Source organism: Serratia sp. HNCC26DJ206, assembly GCF_057180605.1.
In genome coordinates this window covers 1-18,646 of record NZ_JBXUGP010000010.1, presented here as the reverse complement: position 1 = coordinate 18,646, position 18,646 = coordinate 1, and the positions used below count along the sequence as shown (strand labels likewise).

The window sequence follows — 18,646 nt, the reverse complement described above, 5'->3', positions numbered from 1 at the left end:
AACGGGCCCTCAACAAGCGAATAGAAAGATGAATCTCAGCAGTACCATTAAATCCATTCAAGACATCATGCGCAAAGATGACGGCGTCGACGGCGATGCACAACGTCTCGGCCAGCTCACATGGATGTTGTTCCTCAAGGTGTTTGACCAACGTGAGGAGGAATGGGTGGATGATAACCCGGCGTATACCTCTCCCTTGCCCGGAAAGTACCGCTGGCGTAACTGGGCAGCTTATATAGCGGGTGATGATGGCAAAAAGAAACCACAAATTGCCGGTAGTGAATTGATCAGCTTCGTCAACAACGAGTTATTCCCAACGCTCAAAGAGATTGATGCTAACAAGAGCCCTCAGCACAAAGTCATCCGTAGTGTCTTTGAAGATGCGAATAACTACATGAAATCCGGCCCGCAGATGCTAGCCGTGATCGAGAAGCTGGAAGACGCTATCAATTTCCACGATTTTACCATCCGCGCCAATATTGGCGATGTGTACGAGCAATTACTCAACGATTTGCGCGGCGCAGGTAATGCAGGGGAATTCTACACCCCGCGCGCCATCACAGCTTTTATGGTTGATAGAGTCAACCCGCGTCTAGATAAGCGCGAGACAGTCATGGATCCCGCTTGTGGAACAGGCGGTTTCTTGACTGCCGCCATAGAGCGTTTCCGCAAGCAACTCGCGACAATGAAATCACCGCGTCCTGAAGACAAGCGCGCCATTGAAGAGTTGATCCTTGGCATTGAAAAGAAGCAGTTACCGCACCTGCTCTGCACCACCAACATGCTACTGCATGGCATCAATGTGCCCAGCCAGGTCGAGCACAAAAACACGCTAGGTATCGGCTGGAACGATTGGCAGGCCAGCGACAAGGTTGACTGCATCATCACTAACCCCCCATTCGGAGGGTATGAAGACGATGGCGTTGGCAGCGACTATCCGGCTGACTTGCGCACCCGCGAAACCGCCGACATGTTCATGGCGCTCATCATCAAGAAACTGTTGAAGGAAAAGGGTCGCGCCGCCGTGGTGCTACCCGATGGTTTTCTGTTTGGTGATGGCATCAAAGGTACACTGAAAAAGCTGCTGCTGCGTGACTGCAAGTTGCACACCATCGTCCGCCTACCCAAAGGCGTGTTCGCGCCCTACACCACCATCAAAACCAACCTGCTGTTCTTCACCAAGGGCAATGCGGTCAATGACGGTACCGAGCACTTCCATACCGACACCATTTGGTACTACGAGCATCCCTACCCGCCAGGTTACAAAAGCTACTCCAAAACCAAGCCCATCCGGCTGGAGGAATTCGATCCTGAACGAGAGTGGTGGGGCTCGGAGGATAACGACTTTGCCGACCGCGTGGAGAACGAATTTGCCTGGAAGGTGGATTTCAAAACCAAGCGCGAACAGGCCGAAGCCGCTGCCCAACCACACTGGCAACGTGCCGAAGCGCTGAATAATCAAGCCGCCGCGCTCGAAAGTGAAGCGAGCGACTTGCGCAAGAGCCTAGTCGGCACTACTGACGCTGCCTACCGCGAAAAGATCGACGCCCAGATCGCCGCGTTGCGCGCTCAAGCCGAACCGCTGCGCCTGCAAGCCCGCGATGCCCAAGCCGCTGGCGACCGTATCTACTGGCCGATTTTTAACCTCGACATCAAAAACCCCAACACGGCAGAAGAAGAAACCCACGACCCAGACGTACTGCTAGAGAAATACAAAAAACTGCTCGGTGAAATTGAAGAAACCGAAAACCAGCTCAAAAGTGAGTTGGCGGCGGCATTGGCGCATCACTTTGTCGGCGAGGATGCTTAATGGATACACAGCAGCTTTTGGCAGAATTTGGGCATATAGCAAATGCACCTGGGGGTATTGGTAAGTTACGCGAACTGATTCTTGATTTGGCCATTAGGGGCGAATTAACTGCAACACCAGATAGGTCTGAAAATGCCAGCTCGCTTCTCTCAGAAATTAAGATTTTTCGCGATGAAATGGTTAAAAGCGGAAGGCTTCGCAGGCCCACGCCTCAACCCGATATCGAAGATTTTGAATTGAAATTTAAACTGCCCGAAAACTGGGCTTATGAGCGTTTAGGGAACGTTTGCGAGATTGTTAGAGGCGTCACATTCCCCGCATCAAAAAAGCAAACTACCCGGTCTTCCGATGTGGTAGCTTGCCTCCGTACCAGCAATGTCCAGTCAGAAATTGATTGGAATGATTTGATTTTCATCGAACCAAAATTTGTTACCAGGGTCGATCAATGGGTCGAAAAAGGTGACACCATGATCTCAATGGCAAATAGCTACGAGCTTGTTGGCAAAGTGGCGCTAGTGAGAGATGTCAAAGAACGTGTAACATTCGGCGGTTTCATCGCCGCAGTACGCCCTCATATTCTTGAACCGGAGTACCTTTATCTTGCGCTACGCAGCCCTTATATGCAGGCACGGATGCGCGGCACAGCAAGTCAAACAACAAATATTGCAAATATTTCACTCAGAGGGATGCGGCCAATTCCAATGCCAATTCCACCAAAGGAAGAACAATTCCGCATCGTCGCCAAAGTCAATGAGTTGATGGCCTTGTGCGACAAGTTGGAAGCGCAGCAACAAACCCGCCGCAAACTGCAAAACAAGCTGCGCCAGTCCATGTTGCAAGCGGTAGCCAGCGCCACCAGCCCGCACGAACTGCAAACTAGTTGGACGCGTTTGGCCGACAATTTTGGTAGGCTGTTTCATGTGCCGGAGGATGTGGATGAGTTCGTCGCAGAGCTCAAAAATATTGCTGTCCGTGGTTTGCTTTCTTTGCCATCAACATCGCTTGCACCTGTGGGCGGTATCATGGCCGATTGCGATAGCTTACGCGGCCAATACATCTCGTCAGGTTTGATGCGTCGGCAGAAACTCATCTCAGTTGCTGACTCGGACGTTGTATATCCAGAACATTGGGCTATTGCACCGTTTGATAAGGTCGCGGTGGTTATTGGAGGGGTAACTAAAGGTCGCGACTTGCGTGGTCGAGATGTCATGACGTGCCCTTATCTGTCTGTTGCCAACGTTCAACGCGGATTCTTCAAGCTGACTGATCTGAAAACAATCCAGATCGGAAAACAGGAGTTGAATAAATATCTTGTCCAAGAAGGTGATTTGCTCATCACTGAAGGCGGTGATTGGGACAAGGTCGGTCGCACAGCAATATGGCGAGGTGGTGTCGATAACTGCCTCCATCAAAACCACGTATTCAAGGCCCGGGTTCCTTCATTGTCCTTGCTGAACGAATGGGTCGAACTTGTATTCAATTCAGGCATCGGTCGTGACTATTTCGCCGGAGCTTCAAAACAGACAACCAATCTGGCTTCAATCAATATGACGCAACTTCGAAGCTTTCCAATGCCTATTCCACCGCTTGATGAGCAGCGAGCAGTTTTGGCCAAACTTGATGCACTGACGAAGCAAGCGGGTATTTGGCGCAAAAAGCTAGAGAGTAAGAATCACTTGGCATTATTGCTGGCTAGCGCGACTGTTGCAGCATTTACCGGCCTCACTATCGAACAACAAGAGGAACCCATGAAAGTCCCACAAACCGAGTTGATTGCCACGCTGCGTTTAGGCATTACGCCGGATATCAAAGCCCAAGCGCCGCTGGCCACCACTCTGGCTCGTCACCATGGCGAGATGAGTGCCAAGGATTTATGGCTGCGCTTCGGCGGTGAGATCGATGCTTTTTACACGCAACTGAAAACAGAAGTGGTGCAAGGTTGGATTCTGGAGCCTGCCCCCGCCGAAGTGCGTGAAAAACCAGCCGATATAGTGAGCGCCTGATATGCAACTGCTACACATCTGCATCCCAACCTTTCGCAATCTGCGCGAGCTTGAGATCACTTTCGCGACGCACTTGCAGCCAACGGCGAGTGCAACAGATGTACCACTCAAGCCCATCCGTAGCCACGCCCTGATTGGTCAGAATGGCACCGGCAAGTCCAACCTGATCGAGGCGCTGATCACCCTCTTTCGCGATGTGGATCTGGACCGCGAAGCGGCTTTTGATTACACGCTGGAATATAGTATTCGTGGTCATGTGGTACGCATTGAGGCTGATACCGCCAGGCAAAAGCGCCCCTATGTGTGGGTGGACGGTAAAGCCGAATCACAAGGTTATTTGCTGAAAAACCGTGAGATGCTGCCTGCGCATATTTTTGCCTATTACTCGGGCCGCAACGAGCGTATCGAAGCCTTGTTTCAAGAGCACCAGCGTCGCTTCAACCAGCGCCAGGAAATCACTACAGATGAAGTACTGTCTGAGCAACTACTGGAGAACTTTACCGGCTCCGAGGCAGATATTCGCGCCGTCGAAGAAGCCAAACGTCGCCGCGAGTCGCGGCTGAAGCAAGCGGGTGACGACCGCCTGCGCCGCCTGTTTTACTGTCGTGGTGGCCATAGCCAACTGGTGCTGCTGGCCTGCCTATTGTCTGACGACCCAGTGTTTCAGAAGGTGCTAAAGAACCTGCACATTGAGTCGCTGGAATCCGCACTGTTTGTGCTGAAAGAACCGCACCGCCTGCGTGAAAAGCGCCGCAGTGGCAAGTTTGACGAGCAGGAACTGAACGAAGGCGACCCGCGCTTCTGGTATGCGCGCGGCAATGTGGTGAGCGAGTTCCTCGACAAGCTGTGGCAAGTAGCTTGGGCACCGATTGAGCAAGAGGCGACGAAACAGATCGACTTCCGTGGCCGCACCGAAAAACAGAAACAGCTGTACCTTTTTGTGCCAAGTCAGGAGAAACTTAAACTACTTGGCGAACTGGTCGGCAGTGCCGACAGTTTCTTCCGCTACGCCGAGGGGGCTTACATTGGTGACCTGATAGAAGAAGTGCGTATCACGGTGAAGAAGCGTGATGAACACGGCGGCAAGGTAAGCTTCACTCATTTGTCAGAAGGCGAGCTGCAAATGCTCACCGTGTTGGGCCTGATGCGCATCACTCGTGACGACCAGTGTCTGTTCCTGCTTGATGAACCCGACACCCACCTGAACCCGATCTGGAAGCTGCGTTACTTCGACGATATTGAAGGCGTGCTGGGTTCCGATGATGCAGCGCTGCTACAGAGCGAGTCGCAAATAATCATCACCACTCATGATCCCATGATGGTGGGCAGTCTGAAGCGTGAACAGGTACATATACTGCGTCGCGATGGTAATCGCACACTGGTCGATACTCCGGATGAGCACCCGCAAGGGATGGGTGTAACAGGGCTACTCAAGAGCGAATTGTTTGGTTTGTCGTCCACACTGGATATCGAAACCGAGCGCCGCTTGTTTCGGCGCAATGAACTGTTTGCACTCGATGAAAGAACCCCTGAACAAGATGATGAATTGCGCCGTTTGAGTGCGGAGTTGGCAGACTTAGGTTTTTCAAATGCAGATTTTAAAGATCCGTTCTATGCCAAGTTTGTACGACGAATGGCTAAACACACTAAGTTCCACAAACCAATTCTTACGCCAGAGGAACAGATAGAGCAGGATATAATAGCCGACACTATTATCGATGAAATCTTACGTGAGGAGGATAGCCAGTGATCTTCATCGACTTAGAAAACAAGCTGCCAACTGATGCTGATTTACCTCCTGATATTTGTTGGAAAAAAGCTGATTGGGAGGTTTGGTTAACAGAATCCAAACGCCTGATAAGCGAACTTGCCAGACTGAATACTACAGGCAAGCTCAAAGAGCGTAATGAACTGATCGATAGGCACAGCGGGCACTGGGGAAAACTGAAGCCGTGGCTTCTTGCTCTATCGGGCGGCAAATGTTGGTTTACCGAAGCACGTGATATTGCATCACATTTAGATGTGGAACATTTTCGTCCGAAGAAAGCTGCTCGCAACGCCAAGGGACCAGAACGAGACGGGTATTGGTGGTTGGCCTTCGACTACATGAACTTTCGTATTGCAGGCACAGTACCTAATCGAAAGAAAGGCGCATGGTTCCCTCTTCGCCATGGCTCACCGTGTTCAACCTATGTGTCTCGTTGTGAAGGAGATGAAATTCCACACTTTCTTGACCCGACTAATGCCCACGACGTGACTCTGCTTGCTTTCGATGAGGAGGGGAAGGCCGTTCCTGCACCTGGCATTCCACGCTGGGATTATGTACGAGTACGGCGTACTGTGGATCGCTTAAAACTCTCTGAACACCAAGCGTTAGCTGAGGAACGACGAAAGATCTGGCAAAACACCACAAAGCTGATTAATAAATACCTTCAAGCACTCGCGAAGGCACGAACCTCTGCTGCAGCTCGTGAACAAGCGAAGACCGCAGCGCGCGACATTGTCTGCCTCACCAAGCCTGAAAGCGAGCTTTCAGCAGTGGCCAAATGGTGTGTTCGCATGCGTAACGATCCACAGCTTTCTAGGTTGGTTGGGTGAGGCGAAGACCAGCCTCTAGCCTTCCTGAGCTTGGTAAAGGCACCGTCAACAAAAATTTTTGTACTGTATTCTGCTGAGAATGCTTGTAGACCTGATTTAACAAATCTGCCACATTTATTGTGAACTGTACCCGATTTCCACCAGCATCCTTGCCATAGTGGTACAGTTCACCCTTTAACGCGCTATGCTTGTTTGCGCAACTTTTCGACCCATTCGTTCATCATTTCAGCTTCGTAGAGAGAGGTTTCCGTCCAGTCACTCTGCGAGCGTAAATAATAGACATAGGGCTGTGTGTCGAATGAGTATTGTCCTTCGGGTAACGCCAATGGGAAGAATTCATCCACACAGGTCATGCAGATCAACCACCATTCCAACTGTTTGAGCATCTCGTTATCACCTTGTTGCACGAAAAGGCAGCCAGGGTACTGATACTCGGTTTGCACACGGGTATTGGCATGGTAGCAGCCATCGCCTGTTGTCACCGTGTTTTGCCAGTGTTCACCGAGGCGTTTCGCCAGTATCGGCGCAGTGTCAGGCTCTTTGGTGGGGAAGAAAAACGTGCCATGCAGGTAATAGCCTTTTTGTTGACCATATTCCAGATACCAGTACGCCCCCACGCAATGCTCAAATTCCGGAGTGTTGCGCAAGCCGCTCAAGAGTTGTTGGCGATCCTGCACCATACGCTCTAGTGGCGTATCTGCATCAGCGTAGGCCAGTTCAACGCCAACAGCGACAAAAGAGGGGTAACTGGTGTTGATCACCGATTGTGCCGCAAGCCCAATGCGAAGATTTCTGTCTTTTGCCCATAACCATTCGGCCACCTGCCGTTTATGTTCATCAGACCGCAGTACATCGGATATTGTTGCCATACTCTGGAGCAACTCAGACTCAACATCACGATCAATCGGGAGATTTGATTCGGCCTGTGCTGTCAGTTCAGCAAGACACATTAGCTTTGGGTGGAAAGTGCGCAGCCCTTTCCAGGTGTTCATCGAAAGCTGTAAACGTCCGTAGATCTTCAGTAACTCCTCTGCGTCGGCATAGTCTATCCGATTCAAAAGAAAAATAGGTCCAATCAGGCGGTCATAATCCTCTGTTAGCCAACGGGTATTAAGCGGTGAAAATTCTGCATTCTTGCTGGTCGACAGCATCAAGTGGGATAAATGGCTATTTACGTCATTTGAAATCAGTGTGTTGTGATTGTTCATATTAAATACCTTAAAAATGATAAATGTGAGTGATTACGCTGGTCGTGCAGCGGTTGTGATCATTGGTGTAGAGGCTGGCGACGTCTGCCACGCTTAGCCCCAAGCTGTATACGACGTTCTCCGCGACCGAATGTGCGTGCATTTCCCGGTAGAACCAGGCGGACGGCAGCGTCGACTTTGGTGATGTAGGTAATCGCCTTCTGTAATGCGGCTCGTTTGGTCTGATCGAGGTAATGAACGTCACCAATTCCAGAATGCGTATAGGTATGCTGGATGGCGTTGCAGTTGAAATAAAGCCCCGTGCCACCAGTGATGTCCTGCTTCCAATACTCACCAATGCGGCGTGCCAGCAAGATGTCACGACGGATGCGGCTGCCATTAAATAAAAAGCAGGTGTGGTAATGAAAGCCTTTGTGCAAGCCGCGTTCCAGCTTCCACAAATAACCGTCACAGTGTTCGAATAGTGGGTGAGATTGCACACGTTTAAACAGGCGTTTGTGATGCAACCGCGTGAGGGTTGCTGTGATGGATTTCGCTACGGTTTTCTCGTAAGAGAGATCCACCCGCACCACCGATAAACGGCTACGGCGTTCAAATAAGTCATCGACATAGGCCAGTGCGCCACGCAGGTTTTTATTGGCTGCACGCTGGAAGTTACGCAACTGGCGTTGATGCTTTGCTGAATTTACTGTGGCACGAAACTCGCTCAGGAGTTGTTCCAACAGCGCAATGTTTTGCCGGGTGCATGCAAGCAGAGTGAGAGGCAATACCAAACCGCAGCGTTCCATTTCCTGGCGGAAAGCCGCGATGGTTGGGTGCAACTGCTGGTATTCACCGATAGCAGCGATGAGACCAGGCATTATTTGCAACAATTCTTGCAGGTAATGCCCTGCCAGCGTCAGTTTTCCCCGGCGATTGAAGATGGCTTGTTCAGCAGTCATCAGCTTGCGCAGCAAAAACAACACACGCAGTTGTATTTTCAGCAGATCCCAATCTGGCGTTACCAGTAGTGTGGTATCACTGTAAGGGTGGTGCATGCTGGTTGATTCCAGCTGTGCCAAATCATCGTCATTCATTATGCTTCATTCCTTGAGTGCTCTTTATTAGTGATGGCTAATAGAGAGAACCGTGATTTACGGGTGCAGAACGCCTACCGTTGTGGTGTTGCCACAACAGGGAAGAGACTGCAGTTCAATGGGTAACCGTTTGATGATTCACACTTGCCAGCCTTAACAGGCTCTCTAACGCGTAATGTCAGAGCTACAACAACTCACTCATCATGAGTTGACCAGGCAGTGTTATCTTTCAACCAAATGCATCTGGTGATGATTGATTAGCTATTAATATCAATAATATAAACTCCTGAACTCACCGTTTGCCTATAGGGTCTATGGCATGACAGTTTGTTGGAGCGGTTGAGCGACTCCCCTGCCATGGACGGTATCCCCGGGTTAATACCGTTGTGGCAAGTTAGTGCAATCAGGTGAAAGTGATCACCGACCGCCAAGGCGAATTCGCACCATATTCATGCGCCAATATGGCCTTTACGCGGCATGCTTGGTGTTGCGCTCTTTCAGCCATTGCAGATAGTCGCTCAGCCACCAGCGGCTAGAGCGGCCCAACTTAAGTGGTTCTGGAAACAGCTTGTTATCCATCAGTTTGTAGAAGAAGGTGCGTGACAGGCCTGAGTGTGCCATCAGGAATTTCATGTCGATCAGGCGATCTGTCTGATCTTCATTGCGGGATACATTGTTAGTAGAAACTGCTTTCATGATAATTACCTCGTTGTTGATGTTTGTTGAACTCGAGGTAAATAGTAAATGAAGGGATTCGACATTTCGTTATAAGTAAAATTTTATAAAATTATATTTACTTATTTTATTTTTTGCTGTTGTAAAGTGATGAATCATTAATCAAATCGCGAATACTCAAGTCATACAGGTGCTCTTTTTCTCGCAAGGTGCTCAATAGTTGTTCAAATGTCCCTTGGCAAACAATCTTCTCAAAACCGGATAATGTTGTTTTGATAAAGTTGGTCCGGTGATAGTCGACCTCTTTGTTGGGGATATTGACGGGTTTGCCTTTCAGCAATTTGTAGATCTGCTCTAGCGGCAATTGCCATCCATTCCTGAGTTGCCAAAGCAACAAGTCCATCAGGGGTATTATTTGATGTAATTGAATGTTAATGATGTTCCTGCAGGTAAGCGGTCTATCACGTGTGGCACCACTAAAAATATTATATTGTGCACGTAACTTGGCCAGTGTCTCTTTAAAAGCCACTATCAACTGGGCTTCACTGTACGAAGGATCTACAGAAAGATAAACCAGTTCGACATCGGGTGATTGGAGCGCAGTCAGTGGCGTCTTTTCGTCAACCTGGTCTAATCGGCGACGATAGCAAGGGTGGGTGGGTATGGTGAGAGTTCCTCCGTTCAGGGCATTATGGCAGGCAAGAACATCCTTAACGTTCAGTTCCCGAACGGGGACTTCCAACTGTTGCGATGGCGTTTCTTGCTCATCAGCCAGATAGATAATTTCTGGTACTGACGTGTGCGATTTGAAATGATCGCCGATGACGCTTTTCCCTGAAGTGATCTCTGCGTAGAGTTCTTCATAAAGCGCTTTGGGGATTGTTCCATTGATAACCCCATGGGTAGCAATGATGCATAATTCCCTTCGTACCGTCAGTTCGCAAACCAGATCTCTCAGTGGCATCTGCGCGACGAAAGAGTAATTTTTTTTATAGTCGAACCAGCTTACTTCATCCGGTGTTGCGTTATGTTTCTCACACCCGACATTTGACAGTAACTGAGAGTAATAGACCGGCTGCTCGTCACCCTTTCCCTTCACGTTATCCTGTTCATCGCTATTCATGCAGCTACCTTTTACACTGTGATATGTCGTTGCCGTCAATAAAACAGCGTGACAATAACGCATTGACTTTACGGTTTGAAATGTCTTTTTTCACTGCATTCGCCTTAACTAACTGCTTAATTTGCTCAATTGAGCAAATTAAGCAGTAGCAACCCCAAGGGGAAAATAAAAAAGTAACATTTCACCAGTAAATGAGGCCAAGGTTAACGCATGCTAACTCACGGCCCGCATTGGGTGTGAATGCATAAAAATACAGCGCCCAAAGTAAGGACGCTGTGTGAGGTAAAAGGGGATTAGCGAGTAAAAACAGATTGGGTAATAGATTGCGGTGGGGAGATGTAGGTTGTATTCCCCTTGCGCCAGACATGCACTCGCCGGTTGCAATGCAGGTAATCCAGCGCTGGTCCTAGGCGTCCTGGTTGGCGCAGCGCACTGGGAACGCGTGAACGCATCCAGGACCTCGTCATTGGTTGGCCATCACTATCCTGAAAACGTTCGTGCAACCACTGGCTGAGCAAATCCGCATCCAAGACATGCTGGGGCGGCACAGGTGCTGGCGCAAACAGGCGCAGCGCTTCGTTCAAATACCACTGACATATTGCCTGAGCCGCTTCCACGGTATGTACCGGGATATCCCCTTCATCACCACTGAAATAATGGAACAGTGCTGCCAGGCGAGCCACCTTGTTGCTTTCCTTGCTGGCGAAATCACGGATGGCAAAATAGTCACCATCGGGTAACAACTGGCGCTCGATGTTCTCACACAGGTTTGCCCAGTAACGCTGTGCTTCTGGGGTAAAAGTCAGCGTAATCCGGCTTTTGTCGCCTATTGCCAGTTTATCCGTATATTGCATCAGCAACTGTTCCAGGCGTTGGTAATACGGGGCAACCCATTGCTGGTAGTTCTCCATGGTATGGCCGACACGAGTACCGATGGTTGATTGTGGAGCCGCAAAGAAATAACGTGCCAGGGATCCGCTGCCACGAGCCTGTTCCATGGAGTGTTTTAAGTATTTCTGCAATACCGCAGCCTGCACCATCAGGCTTATACTCAAACGTGCATCATGAACTGTAAAACTTTCGGATTGGCGACGCGTCACCGAGAATGATGCACCATCCCACAAATCGTTAAGCAGCCCCAGGTTCTGCAAGGCCTGGCCACTTAGCAGAATATCACCTTCTGCCGAATGCAGAGCCAATGACCCTCCACCGCTGTGCAACAGATATTGCAACGCTGCTGGCGTGATGTCATTCGCCAACAACTGCACACGGGTTGGTGGTTTTGGTTCATTGCGTTGGTGTGCTATCAGACGTGCTTTTATCGCATCAGTCGGCTGGCCTTTCTTGGTCTGTTTGTAAAGCTGGCTTTTTAATGCTTTGAATTCCACTTTCCAAGTTTCCAGGTTGAGTGCGTATAGCTGCAAGTCTTCCTGATATTGCATGCTGGCTGAACGCTCGTAGTCATAAATAGGGGCCATAAACAGCTTGTCGACCGTTGATTTGCGTTCACCCGACTCTGCTACAGTGCAAAAGTTACAAGACACCGGGAAGAGCAGATCCTCTGCGGGGCTGACGTCGATCAAACCCTGGCAGATCAGGGCAATTGGCGTCAGGGCCGCAGCGACAACCAAAGGCAAGGGGGCTTTGGTCTTGTTCTGTACGCTCCAGATAGCGTCGCTGAGGAGGTTGAGTGGCATACGCTGATACGGAATGGCATCTGGTGCTGGAGGGGTGAAGTACGAGCTCTGCGCTGATATCGTTCCTAGCTGGTATTGAGTCATGTGTTCTCCTTGGTTTTGCCACTTAAGGCCGTGTGTTTTCATCGCCATTAGAGAACAGCCAAAAATGTACCTCAATCTATCTTTATTATTTAATTTCAGTGGATTACGTTTGTTTACGGTGAGGTGCAGGAGTGAACGTGCAGTGACATCTGGAGACGCTAGAAGCAGATATATGCTTGCTGCCCTTGCTCTGACACGGGGCTGGGTGGGCTACTCGGCTTATTTGAGGCTTCACTCCTTATGGGATACGGCAAGCCACGTTCAAAGCTAATTGTGCAGGGTTAATACCCAACCTTGGCTTAATTCTGTTTGTTTCGTTTTCCATCTTCCCATGTACTAGCCACAGAACTTTAGGTTATTATTTTTTGAGGAAATCATTATCTTCAGCAAGGATGTTAAATGAAAAATATACTTATAACCCTGTTGGTTACGTTTAGTGTGACTACTGTGGTGCAAGCCGAAACCCTCCCAGAAAGCTTACTTCACTGTGACAGTCGTTTCTTCAGTGAGTTGTATGCACAACAAGGCAAGTTAAAGAATTTGGCTCCAATGGTGGTCGATAACCACCATCATGCGTGGTTTGTTCCACCCAAAGACAATAATGGTACTGTCTGGTTTGCTAATCCGTTAAAGACCGGAACATTGTCAATAGTCGGGTATTCCCTGCAAGAAACTGACTTGGAAGTTATGGGCAAATACTATTATTGGGGGTTGATCTTTAATGACTCGATAGAGGCAGTAATGGCTGCTTTGCCGCAGGCAAGCTGGCATAAAGCAGGTGAGGAGTATTTTGCAAACCCACAAATCAAATATACCGGAGATAGCGACTGGCAACCTAACACGGGCGCGGCTAGCGGCATTGCCCCTGCGAAAGGCAGTGTGGAAAAAATAGCGCTCTTGAGTACCAGCAATGGCCGAACAACATTATTGTGCTCGATACAAGGAAGTGTGACGAATGGCATTTTAGAATCTCTACGCCCAGATCTGCGTGAGGCTCAAAAATGAAGAAACCAATTGCGTTATGTGCAGTTCTGTTTCTACTAACGGGGTGTGCCAGCCTGAATAAGGCGAAAGAACCCAAGCCAGGTCCTCGACCTTCTGGGTTGATTAAATTGTTGGAAGATGATTCAGGTGGTCTCTATGTTGATTTGCGCACGATTTCCAGCTATCAGGGGAATCCTCACCTACGTCGATTTTATATTGTTAACAACTACATTCCTCCTCGCCGTTTCGATAGGAATCCACCTGTCTATATCGCTAGTTCTCGGGTTATCAATGTAGTGAACTGTGATACTCATCAGCGTGCGCAATTTGAACGAATTTACCTTTCGGAGTATTGGGGGCAAGGCGATGCAATTGCCAAGAGGGGAAGTGTTGGGCAATGGGAATCTTACCCCGCAGAGTCATTACTTGGTGCAATGGCAGGCAGGATCTGCCAGATAAAACCTGAGTATCTAAAGCCAGAGCCGCCAAAGGATACACGCCCGACGGTATTGGGTGAGTTTGATTAAGAGAATACGTGGTGCATTCCTACTTCATTCGTCAGGGTGCCGCAGTGTAACCTGCTTAGCTTATACCTGCTCCCAACCCTGAATGCTGTGGTTAATACTGACCTTTGGTAATCCCGCAATCATCCATCAGGGCTGATAAAGGCGTCTTTATACGCGTCCAAGTCAGGATTATTATTGCAAACGGTTCTCCTCATGGTTAATATTCGCGCAAATTTATATAAGCAAATATTAAGCGTTTTCCAACAAGGATTGTTTGATGCTATCCCCCCGTTTTGTCCGCCGGGCGCGCTGTTGTCGTGCCTGTGCTATTGCTGTGCCTGCGCTCCTGATGGTTTCACCTATGGCATTTGCCGCTAGCGCCATCAATAACAACGAACAAGTGATCTTGCAGCAGCAGCGCCAACGCGCGCTGGAACAGCAGCTGTTGCCCCCGACGCCCGATGTGCGTCTGCTGCCCCCGGCTTCGCGGTTGGGGCGTTTGGCTTTCCCACAGGAAAAACCCTGCTTCAATATCGATCGCGTGGAATTGAGTGGTCAGGAAGCGTTGCCGCGCTGGTTGCCGTTACAACGCATCGCCAATCAGGCGCAGGGCCAGTGTCTGGGGGGGAAAGGCATCAATCTGCTGATGAGCACCATGCAGAACCGCCTGGTGGATCACGGCTATATCACCACCCGCGTACTGGCCCCGCAGCAGGATTTAAAAAGCGGCACGCTGCAACTGAAAATCCTGCCCGGTTTTATCCGTCAGGTGAAACTGACGCCGGACAGCGGCCAGTATGTCAGCCTGTTCAACGCTTTCCCGCCGCGCGCGGGTAATCTGTTGGATCTGCGCGACATCGAGCAAGGCTTGGAAAACCTGCAACGCCTGCCGACCGTGCAGGCCAAGATGGAAATCGTCCCGGGGGAAAAGCCGGGGGAAAGTGACATCCTGCTGCACTGGCAACAGGCCAAAATCTGGCGGCTGGGCGCGTCGTTGGACGATTCTGGTACCCGCAGTACCGGGCGTTACCAGGGCGGATTGACCTTCTCGCTGGATAACCCGTTGTCACTCAGCGACCTGTTCTATATTTCCGGCACCCGAGCGCTGCAACCCGGCAATGCCAAGAGCAGCAAAAACATCACCGCTCACTACTCGGTGCCGTTCCGCTACGCGATGCTGTCAGTGACCGCCAACGACTACGACTATCACCAGACCGTGGCGGGACTCAATGGCGACTTCCGCTACAGCGGTGACAGCCAGAACCTGACGGTGCAACTAAGCCGCGTGCTGCACCGCAGCGGCAGCCAGAAAACCACCTTTACCTACGATATCCTGACGCGTGGCTCAAAGAGCTACATCAATGATACCGAAATAGAAGGGCAGCGCCGCCGTACCGCCGCCTGGCGCATGGGGCTGCAACATCGTCACTTTATTCAACAGTCCACACTGGACGCCGGTATCAGCTATCAACGTGGCACCCGCTGGTTCGGTGCACTGCCTGCGCCGGAAGAGTATTACGGTGAAGCGACCGCGCTGAGCAAGATTATCCAGATCTCCAGCCAGTTGAACGTGCCGTTTGCGCTGGGCAAGCAGACCTTCCGTTACAACGTTCAGTATCAGCGCCAGATGAGTAACACCCCGCTAACGCCGCAGGACCAGTTTGCCATCGGCAGCCGCTTTACGGTGCGCGGCTTTGACGGTGAGCGTACCCTCAATGCCAACGCGGGTTGGACGGTACGCAATGAGCTGGCCTGGACGACGCCGGTACCCAATCAGGAGCTGTACCTGGGGGCTGACTACGGCCATGTCAGCGGTTGTGGTCCTGAGGAACTGATAGGGACCAATCTCGCCGGTAGCGTACTCGGCGTGCGTGGCAGCGCCTTCAAGACCCGTTATGACCTGTTCGCCGGGGTGCCACTCTCCAAACCGGATGGTTTTGATACCAGCCCGGTCACGCTGGGTTTCACCCTGAACTGGGATTTTTGATGCAGATAGGTGCTTATGACGTCCATGCCCCGTTGATGTTAGGTGGCGATCGCAGTGAGGCCGAAGTACTCGGGGCCGCCGTATGGCTATGGATGCACTCGCCGCAGCACCGGGATGTGCCGCTGCACGCGTTGCCCACGGTGCTGCTGCCGATTATCAAACACCAGCACTATATGCTGGTCAGTCGGGGCACACAGCCATTGTTTTTCCTCAGTTGGATGTGGTTGAACGCGGAGGCGGAAGCGCGCTATCTCACGCAACCGGCCATTTTGGTGCAGGAAGATGACTGGGCCAGCGGCGATCGCCTGTGGCTCCGCGACTGGATCGCGCCGTTTGGCGACGTCCGGGCGATGCGCCGCCTAGTGGGGGCCGCACTGCTCCCTGAGCACTGTTTTCGTTCCCTTTATCACCGTGGCACACAACGCGGTAAACGCGTGATGAATTTCAAGGGTGACCAGGTCAGTCACGCGCAGGCTCGCGCCTGGCGTGCGGCCAACCCATTATCTGTTTCTCTACCCGAATACCCGCACGCCGATGAGCGGCGGGACTAGGGATGACGTAAAACTGCTGCTAAGGCAAGCACACACTTAAAGGATGAAACAATGAAAGCGTTATTGATGACCTCGGCGTTGGTCGCCGCTCTGGGTTTGAGTTCACTGGCACAGGCCGATCAGCACACGGTTTCTGTGGGGTATGCGCATAGCAAGGTGCAGGATGCGAGCAGCTTAAACGGTGTCAATTTGCAATATCGCTACGAATGGGATTCTCCACTGAGTATTGTGGGTTCTTTCAGTTACCTGAAAGGTGATGACACCAATGCCTATCATGATGCCTGGGGTGATTCCTATAAAACCAGTCTCGATACGAAATATTATTCGTTGCTGGTCGGACCTGCCTATCGTATTAATGATTATGTCAGTATCTATGGGCTGTTGGGGGTTGCTTATACAAAAATGGACGGACGCTATGAATGGCGCAACAGTGTTGATGCGGATGCGCAAGAAGGCCATATGACCATTACGGGCTCCCGTAATTCAACGAACTTTGCGTATGCAGCGGGTGTTGCAATCAACCCTGTTGAGAATTGGTCCGTTAATATCGGTTACGAAGGCTCCAGCCTGGATGACGGCAGCAAATCTCACGGCATCAACGGCTTCAATATCGGTATCGGTTACCGCTTCTGATGCCAGACATCCCGGTTTCGGCCGGGATTAATGACCTGAAGCGATAGGGATCACGCTGTCGTTTGAGGTCATTAAGGTAGAGACCTTATTTTTTTACTTTTTGCTTTTCCGCAGGGACGCAGTCATGAACAAGAACTTATACCGACTCATTTTCAACCAGGCTCGTGGCATGCTGATGGTGGTGCCCGATATCGCCGGGGCTGGCCGTGCGGGAGCCGCGTCGTCGCCGTCCGGCACGGGCCACACCCTTAGCCAGATGGTCGGTAAAGTTCATGGCCTGTGTTTTGCGGTGCTGCTGGCCTTTGGGGCCATTCAGCCGGTGCAGGCCAATATCGTGGCCGATGGCAGTGCGCCGGGCAACCAGCAGCCGACCATCATCAGCAGTGCCAACGGCACGCCGCAGGTCAATATCCAGACGCCAAGCGCCGAGGGGGTTTCCCGCAACGTCTATAGCCAGTTCGATGTGGATAACAAGGGGGTGGTGCTCAATAACAGCCACCTCAACACCCAGACCCAGATCGCCGGGATGGTGACCGCCAACCCGTGGCTGGCGAAGGGTGAAGCCAAAGTCATTCTTAATGAAGTCAACGCCCGCGATCCGAGCCAGTTGAACGGCTTTATTGAAGTGGCCGGGCAGAAAGCGCAGGTGGTGATCGCCAACCCGGCAGGCATCACCTGTAGCGGCTGTGGCTTTATCAACGCCAACCGCGCCACACTCACCACCGGCCAGGCGCAAATGACCAACGGCCAACTGACGGGTTACAACGTCGAACGCGGCGAAATCGTCATACAGGGCAATGGGCTGGACAGCAGCCTGCAGGATCATACCGACCTGATTGCCCGTTCGGTCAAGATCAATGCCGGGCTGTGGGCCAACGATTTGGCGGTGACCACCGGGCGCAACCAGGTGGATGCCGCACATCAAACTGTCGCAGCAAAGACCGCTGACGGCAGCCCCCGTCCACAGGTGGCGGTGGATGTATCCCAACTGGGCGGTATGTACGCCAATAAAATCCGCCTGCTGGGCACCGAAGCCGGGGTCGGCGTGCACAACGCCGGGGCGCTCAATGCGATTGCCGGTGACGTGGTGGTCAATGCCGACGGCACACTCACTAACAGCGGGGCGATGACCGCTTCTCAGACCGTCCAGGTGACGACCACTGGGGATATCAATAACAGCGGCAAGCTGTACGCCGGGGCAGATACCCAGGTGCAGAGCCGTGGCGCACTGACCAACAGCGGGATTGTGGCCGCACAGGGTAACACCACACTCACCGCAGCCAGCATTAACAGCACCGCACAAGGGGTGTTGGCGGCAGGCATGGCCCGCGATGGCAAACTCGGCAGTAGCGGCAACCTGACGCTCAACAGCCAGGGGCAGCTCACCGCCAACGGCCAGAACTCGGCAGCGGGGCAACTTTCCGCCACCGGCACCGCGCTGGATTTCAGCGGCAGCCAGACCTATGGCGACACTATTGATCTGGAGGCCACGGTGGGTGATATCAGCACCGCCGGGGCCAATCTGGCAGCAACGCAAACACTCTCTGTGCGTACCGGTGGGATGCTCAATAACGACGGCGGTAAACTCAGTGCCGACCAGCTTGCGCTGACCGCGGCTGCGCTCTCCAACCAGCAGGGCACGGTGCAGCAACTGGGGCAGCAGGATCTGACGCTGTCCCACGCCAGCAGCATCAATAACCGCGCAGGCACA

The 18,646-nt window shown here is 51.6% G+C and carries 15 protein-coding genes; 10 read left to right on the top strand and 5 right to left on the bottom strand.

What is annotated here, in order from left to right:
* Positions 1-28 precede the first annotated feature (28 nt).
* Genes AC2A1E_RS08385 through AC2A1E_RS08370 form a run of 4 tightly spaced genes read left to right on the top strand, consistent with a single transcriptional unit; the run spans position 29 to position 6,411 of the window.
* Positions 29-1,810 carry an N-6 DNA methylase gene (locus tag AC2A1E_RS08385; RefSeq protein WP_484383361.1) on the top strand — a complete coding sequence of 594 codons (1,782 nt, stop codon included), beginning with the start codon at positions 29-31 and terminating at the stop codon, positions 1,808-1,810.
* The gene (locus tag AC2A1E_RS08380; protein WP_484383360.1) at positions 1,810-3,813 is read left to right on the top strand and encodes a restriction endonuclease subunit S; all 2,004 of its coding nucleotides are present in this window, start codon (positions 1,810-1,812) and stop codon (positions 3,811-3,813) included. Before AC2A1E_RS08385 ends, AC2A1E_RS08380 begins: the two co-directional genes overlap by 1 nt.
* 1 nt (position 3,814) lies before the next feature.
* Positions 3,815-5,563 carry an AAA family ATPase gene (locus AC2A1E_RS08375; RefSeq protein ID WP_484383359.1) on the top strand — a complete coding sequence of 583 codons (1,749 nt, stop codon included), beginning with the start codon at positions 3,815-3,817 and terminating at the stop codon, positions 5,561-5,563.
* On the top strand, positions 5,560-6,411 hold the full coding sequence (locus AC2A1E_RS08370; RefSeq protein ID WP_484383358.1) for a hypothetical protein: 852 nt from the start codon (positions 5,560-5,562) through the stop codon (positions 6,409-6,411). The genes AC2A1E_RS08375 and AC2A1E_RS08370 overlap by 4 nt, the downstream gene beginning before the upstream one ends.
* Positions 6,412-6,593: 182 nt before the next feature.
* On the opposite strand, the gene AC2A1E_RS08365 is transcribed toward AC2A1E_RS08370, so the two are convergent.
* From AC2A1E_RS08365 to AC2A1E_RS08345, 5 genes are all read right to left on the bottom strand, one after another.
* A complete protein-coding gene (locus AC2A1E_RS08365) occupies positions 6,594-7,619 on the bottom strand; it encodes a hypothetical protein (protein ID WP_484383357.1) in 1,026 nt (341 codons plus the stop codon).
* A gap of 59 nt (positions 7,620-7,678) precedes the next feature.
* The gene (locus tag AC2A1E_RS08360; protein ID WP_484383356.1) at positions 7,679-8,695 is read right to left on the bottom strand and encodes a YagK/YfjJ domain-containing protein; all 1,017 of its coding nucleotides are present in this window, start codon (positions 8,693-8,695) and stop codon (positions 7,679-7,681) included.
* A gap of 468 nt (positions 8,696-9,163) precedes the next feature.
* On the bottom strand, positions 9,164-9,391 hold the full coding sequence (locus tag AC2A1E_RS08355; RefSeq protein WP_156294572.1) for a helix-turn-helix transcriptional regulator: 228 nt from the start codon (positions 9,389-9,391) through the stop codon (positions 9,164-9,166).
* Positions 9,392-9,497: 106 nt separating this feature from the next.
* The gene (locus AC2A1E_RS08350) at positions 9,498-10,493 is read right to left on the bottom strand and encodes a DUF6387 family protein (RefSeq protein ID WP_156294573.1); all 996 of its coding nucleotides are present in this window, start codon (positions 10,491-10,493) and stop codon (positions 9,498-9,500) included.
* Between the two features lie 293 nt (positions 10,494-10,786).
* Positions 10,787-12,274, bottom strand: coding sequence for a YfjI family protein (locus tag AC2A1E_RS08345; RefSeq protein WP_484383355.1), 1,488 nt, complete (start codon positions 12,272-12,274; stop codon positions 10,787-10,789).
* 399 nt (positions 12,275-12,673) lie between these two features.
* Between AC2A1E_RS08345 and AC2A1E_RS08340 the strand changes: the two genes are divergently transcribed.
* From AC2A1E_RS08340 to AC2A1E_RS08315, 6 genes are all read left to right on the top strand, one after another.
* Positions 12,674-13,279 carry a hypothetical protein gene (locus tag AC2A1E_RS08340; protein ID WP_484383354.1) on the top strand — a complete coding sequence of 202 codons (606 nt, stop codon included), beginning with the start codon at positions 12,674-12,676 and terminating at the stop codon, positions 13,277-13,279.
* The gene (locus AC2A1E_RS08335; protein WP_484383353.1) at positions 13,276-13,785 is read left to right on the top strand and encodes a surface-adhesin E family protein; all 510 of its coding nucleotides are present in this window, start codon (positions 13,276-13,278) and stop codon (positions 13,783-13,785) included. The genes AC2A1E_RS08340 and AC2A1E_RS08335 overlap by 4 nt, the downstream gene beginning before the upstream one ends.
* Before the next feature lie 340 nt (positions 13,786-14,125).
* Complete coding sequence (locus AC2A1E_RS08330; protein WP_484383352.1) at positions 14,126-15,751, top strand: ShlB/FhaC/HecB family hemolysin secretion/activation protein; 1,626 nt, start codon at positions 14,126-14,128, stop codon at positions 15,749-15,751.
* Entirely contained in the window at positions 15,751-16,302 is a 552-nt protein-coding gene (locus AC2A1E_RS08325) for a toxin-activating lysine-acyltransferase (RefSeq protein ID WP_484383351.1), read from the top strand. The genes AC2A1E_RS08330 and AC2A1E_RS08325 overlap by 1 nt, the downstream gene beginning before the upstream one ends.
* Positions 16,303-16,353: 51 nt before the next feature.
* Positions 16,354-16,935 (top strand): Ail/Lom family outer membrane beta-barrel protein, encoded by a 582-nt coding sequence (locus tag AC2A1E_RS08320; protein WP_484383350.1) that lies wholly within the window; start codon positions 16,354-16,356, stop codon positions 16,933-16,935.
* A gap of 124 nt (positions 16,936-17,059) precedes the next feature.
* Positions 17,060-18,646 (top strand): two-partner secretion domain-containing protein (locus tag AC2A1E_RS08315; RefSeq protein ID WP_484383349.1); only part of this gene is annotated, 1,587 nt, incomplete at its 3' end.

Bases quoted from the DNA above. Each gene is read 5' to 3' on its own strand.
- AC2A1E_RS08380 (WP_484383360.1), top strand. From the start codon at position 1,810: ATGGATACACAGCAGCTTTTGGCAGAATTTGGGCATATAGCAAATGCA.
- AC2A1E_RS08375 (WP_484383359.1), top strand. From the start codon at position 3,815: ATGCAACTGCTACACATCTGCATCCCAACCTTTCGCAATCTGCGCGAG.
- AC2A1E_RS08325 (WP_484383351.1), top strand. From the start codon at position 15,751: ATGCAGATAGGTGCTTATGACGTCCATGCCCCGTTGATGTTAGGTGGC.
- AC2A1E_RS08360 (WP_484383356.1), bottom strand. From the start codon at position 8,695: ATGAATGACGATGATTTGGCACAGCTGGAATCAACCAGCATGCACCAC.
- AC2A1E_RS08365 (WP_484383357.1), bottom strand. From the start codon at position 7,619: ATGAACAATCACAACACACTGATTTCAAATGACGTAAATAGCCATTTA.
- AC2A1E_RS08340 (WP_484383354.1), top strand. From the start codon at position 12,674: ATGAAAAATATACTTATAACCCTGTTGGTTACGTTTAGTGTGACTACT.
- AC2A1E_RS08345 (WP_484383355.1), bottom strand. From the start codon at position 12,274: ATGACTCAATACCAGCTAGGAACGATATCAGCGCAGAGCTCGTACTTC.
- AC2A1E_RS08320 (WP_484383350.1), top strand. From the start codon at position 16,354: ATGAAAGCGTTATTGATGACCTCGGCGTTGGTCGCCGCTCTGGGTTTG.
- AC2A1E_RS08350 (WP_156294573.1), bottom strand. From the start codon at position 10,493: ATGAATAGCGATGAACAGGATAACGTGAAGGGAAAGGGTGACGAGCAG.
- AC2A1E_RS08330 (WP_484383352.1), top strand. From the start codon at position 14,126: ATGGCATTTGCCGCTAGCGCCATCAATAACAACGAACAAGTGATCTTG.
- AC2A1E_RS08385 (WP_484383361.1), top strand. From the start codon at position 29: ATGAATCTCAGCAGTACCATTAAATCCATTCAAGACATCATGCGCAAA.
- AC2A1E_RS08335 (WP_484383353.1), top strand. From the start codon at position 13,276: ATGAAGAAACCAATTGCGTTATGTGCAGTTCTGTTTCTACTAACGGGG.
- AC2A1E_RS08355 (WP_156294572.1), bottom strand. From the start codon at position 9,391: ATGAAAGCAGTTTCTACTAACAATGTATCCCGCAATGAAGATCAGACA.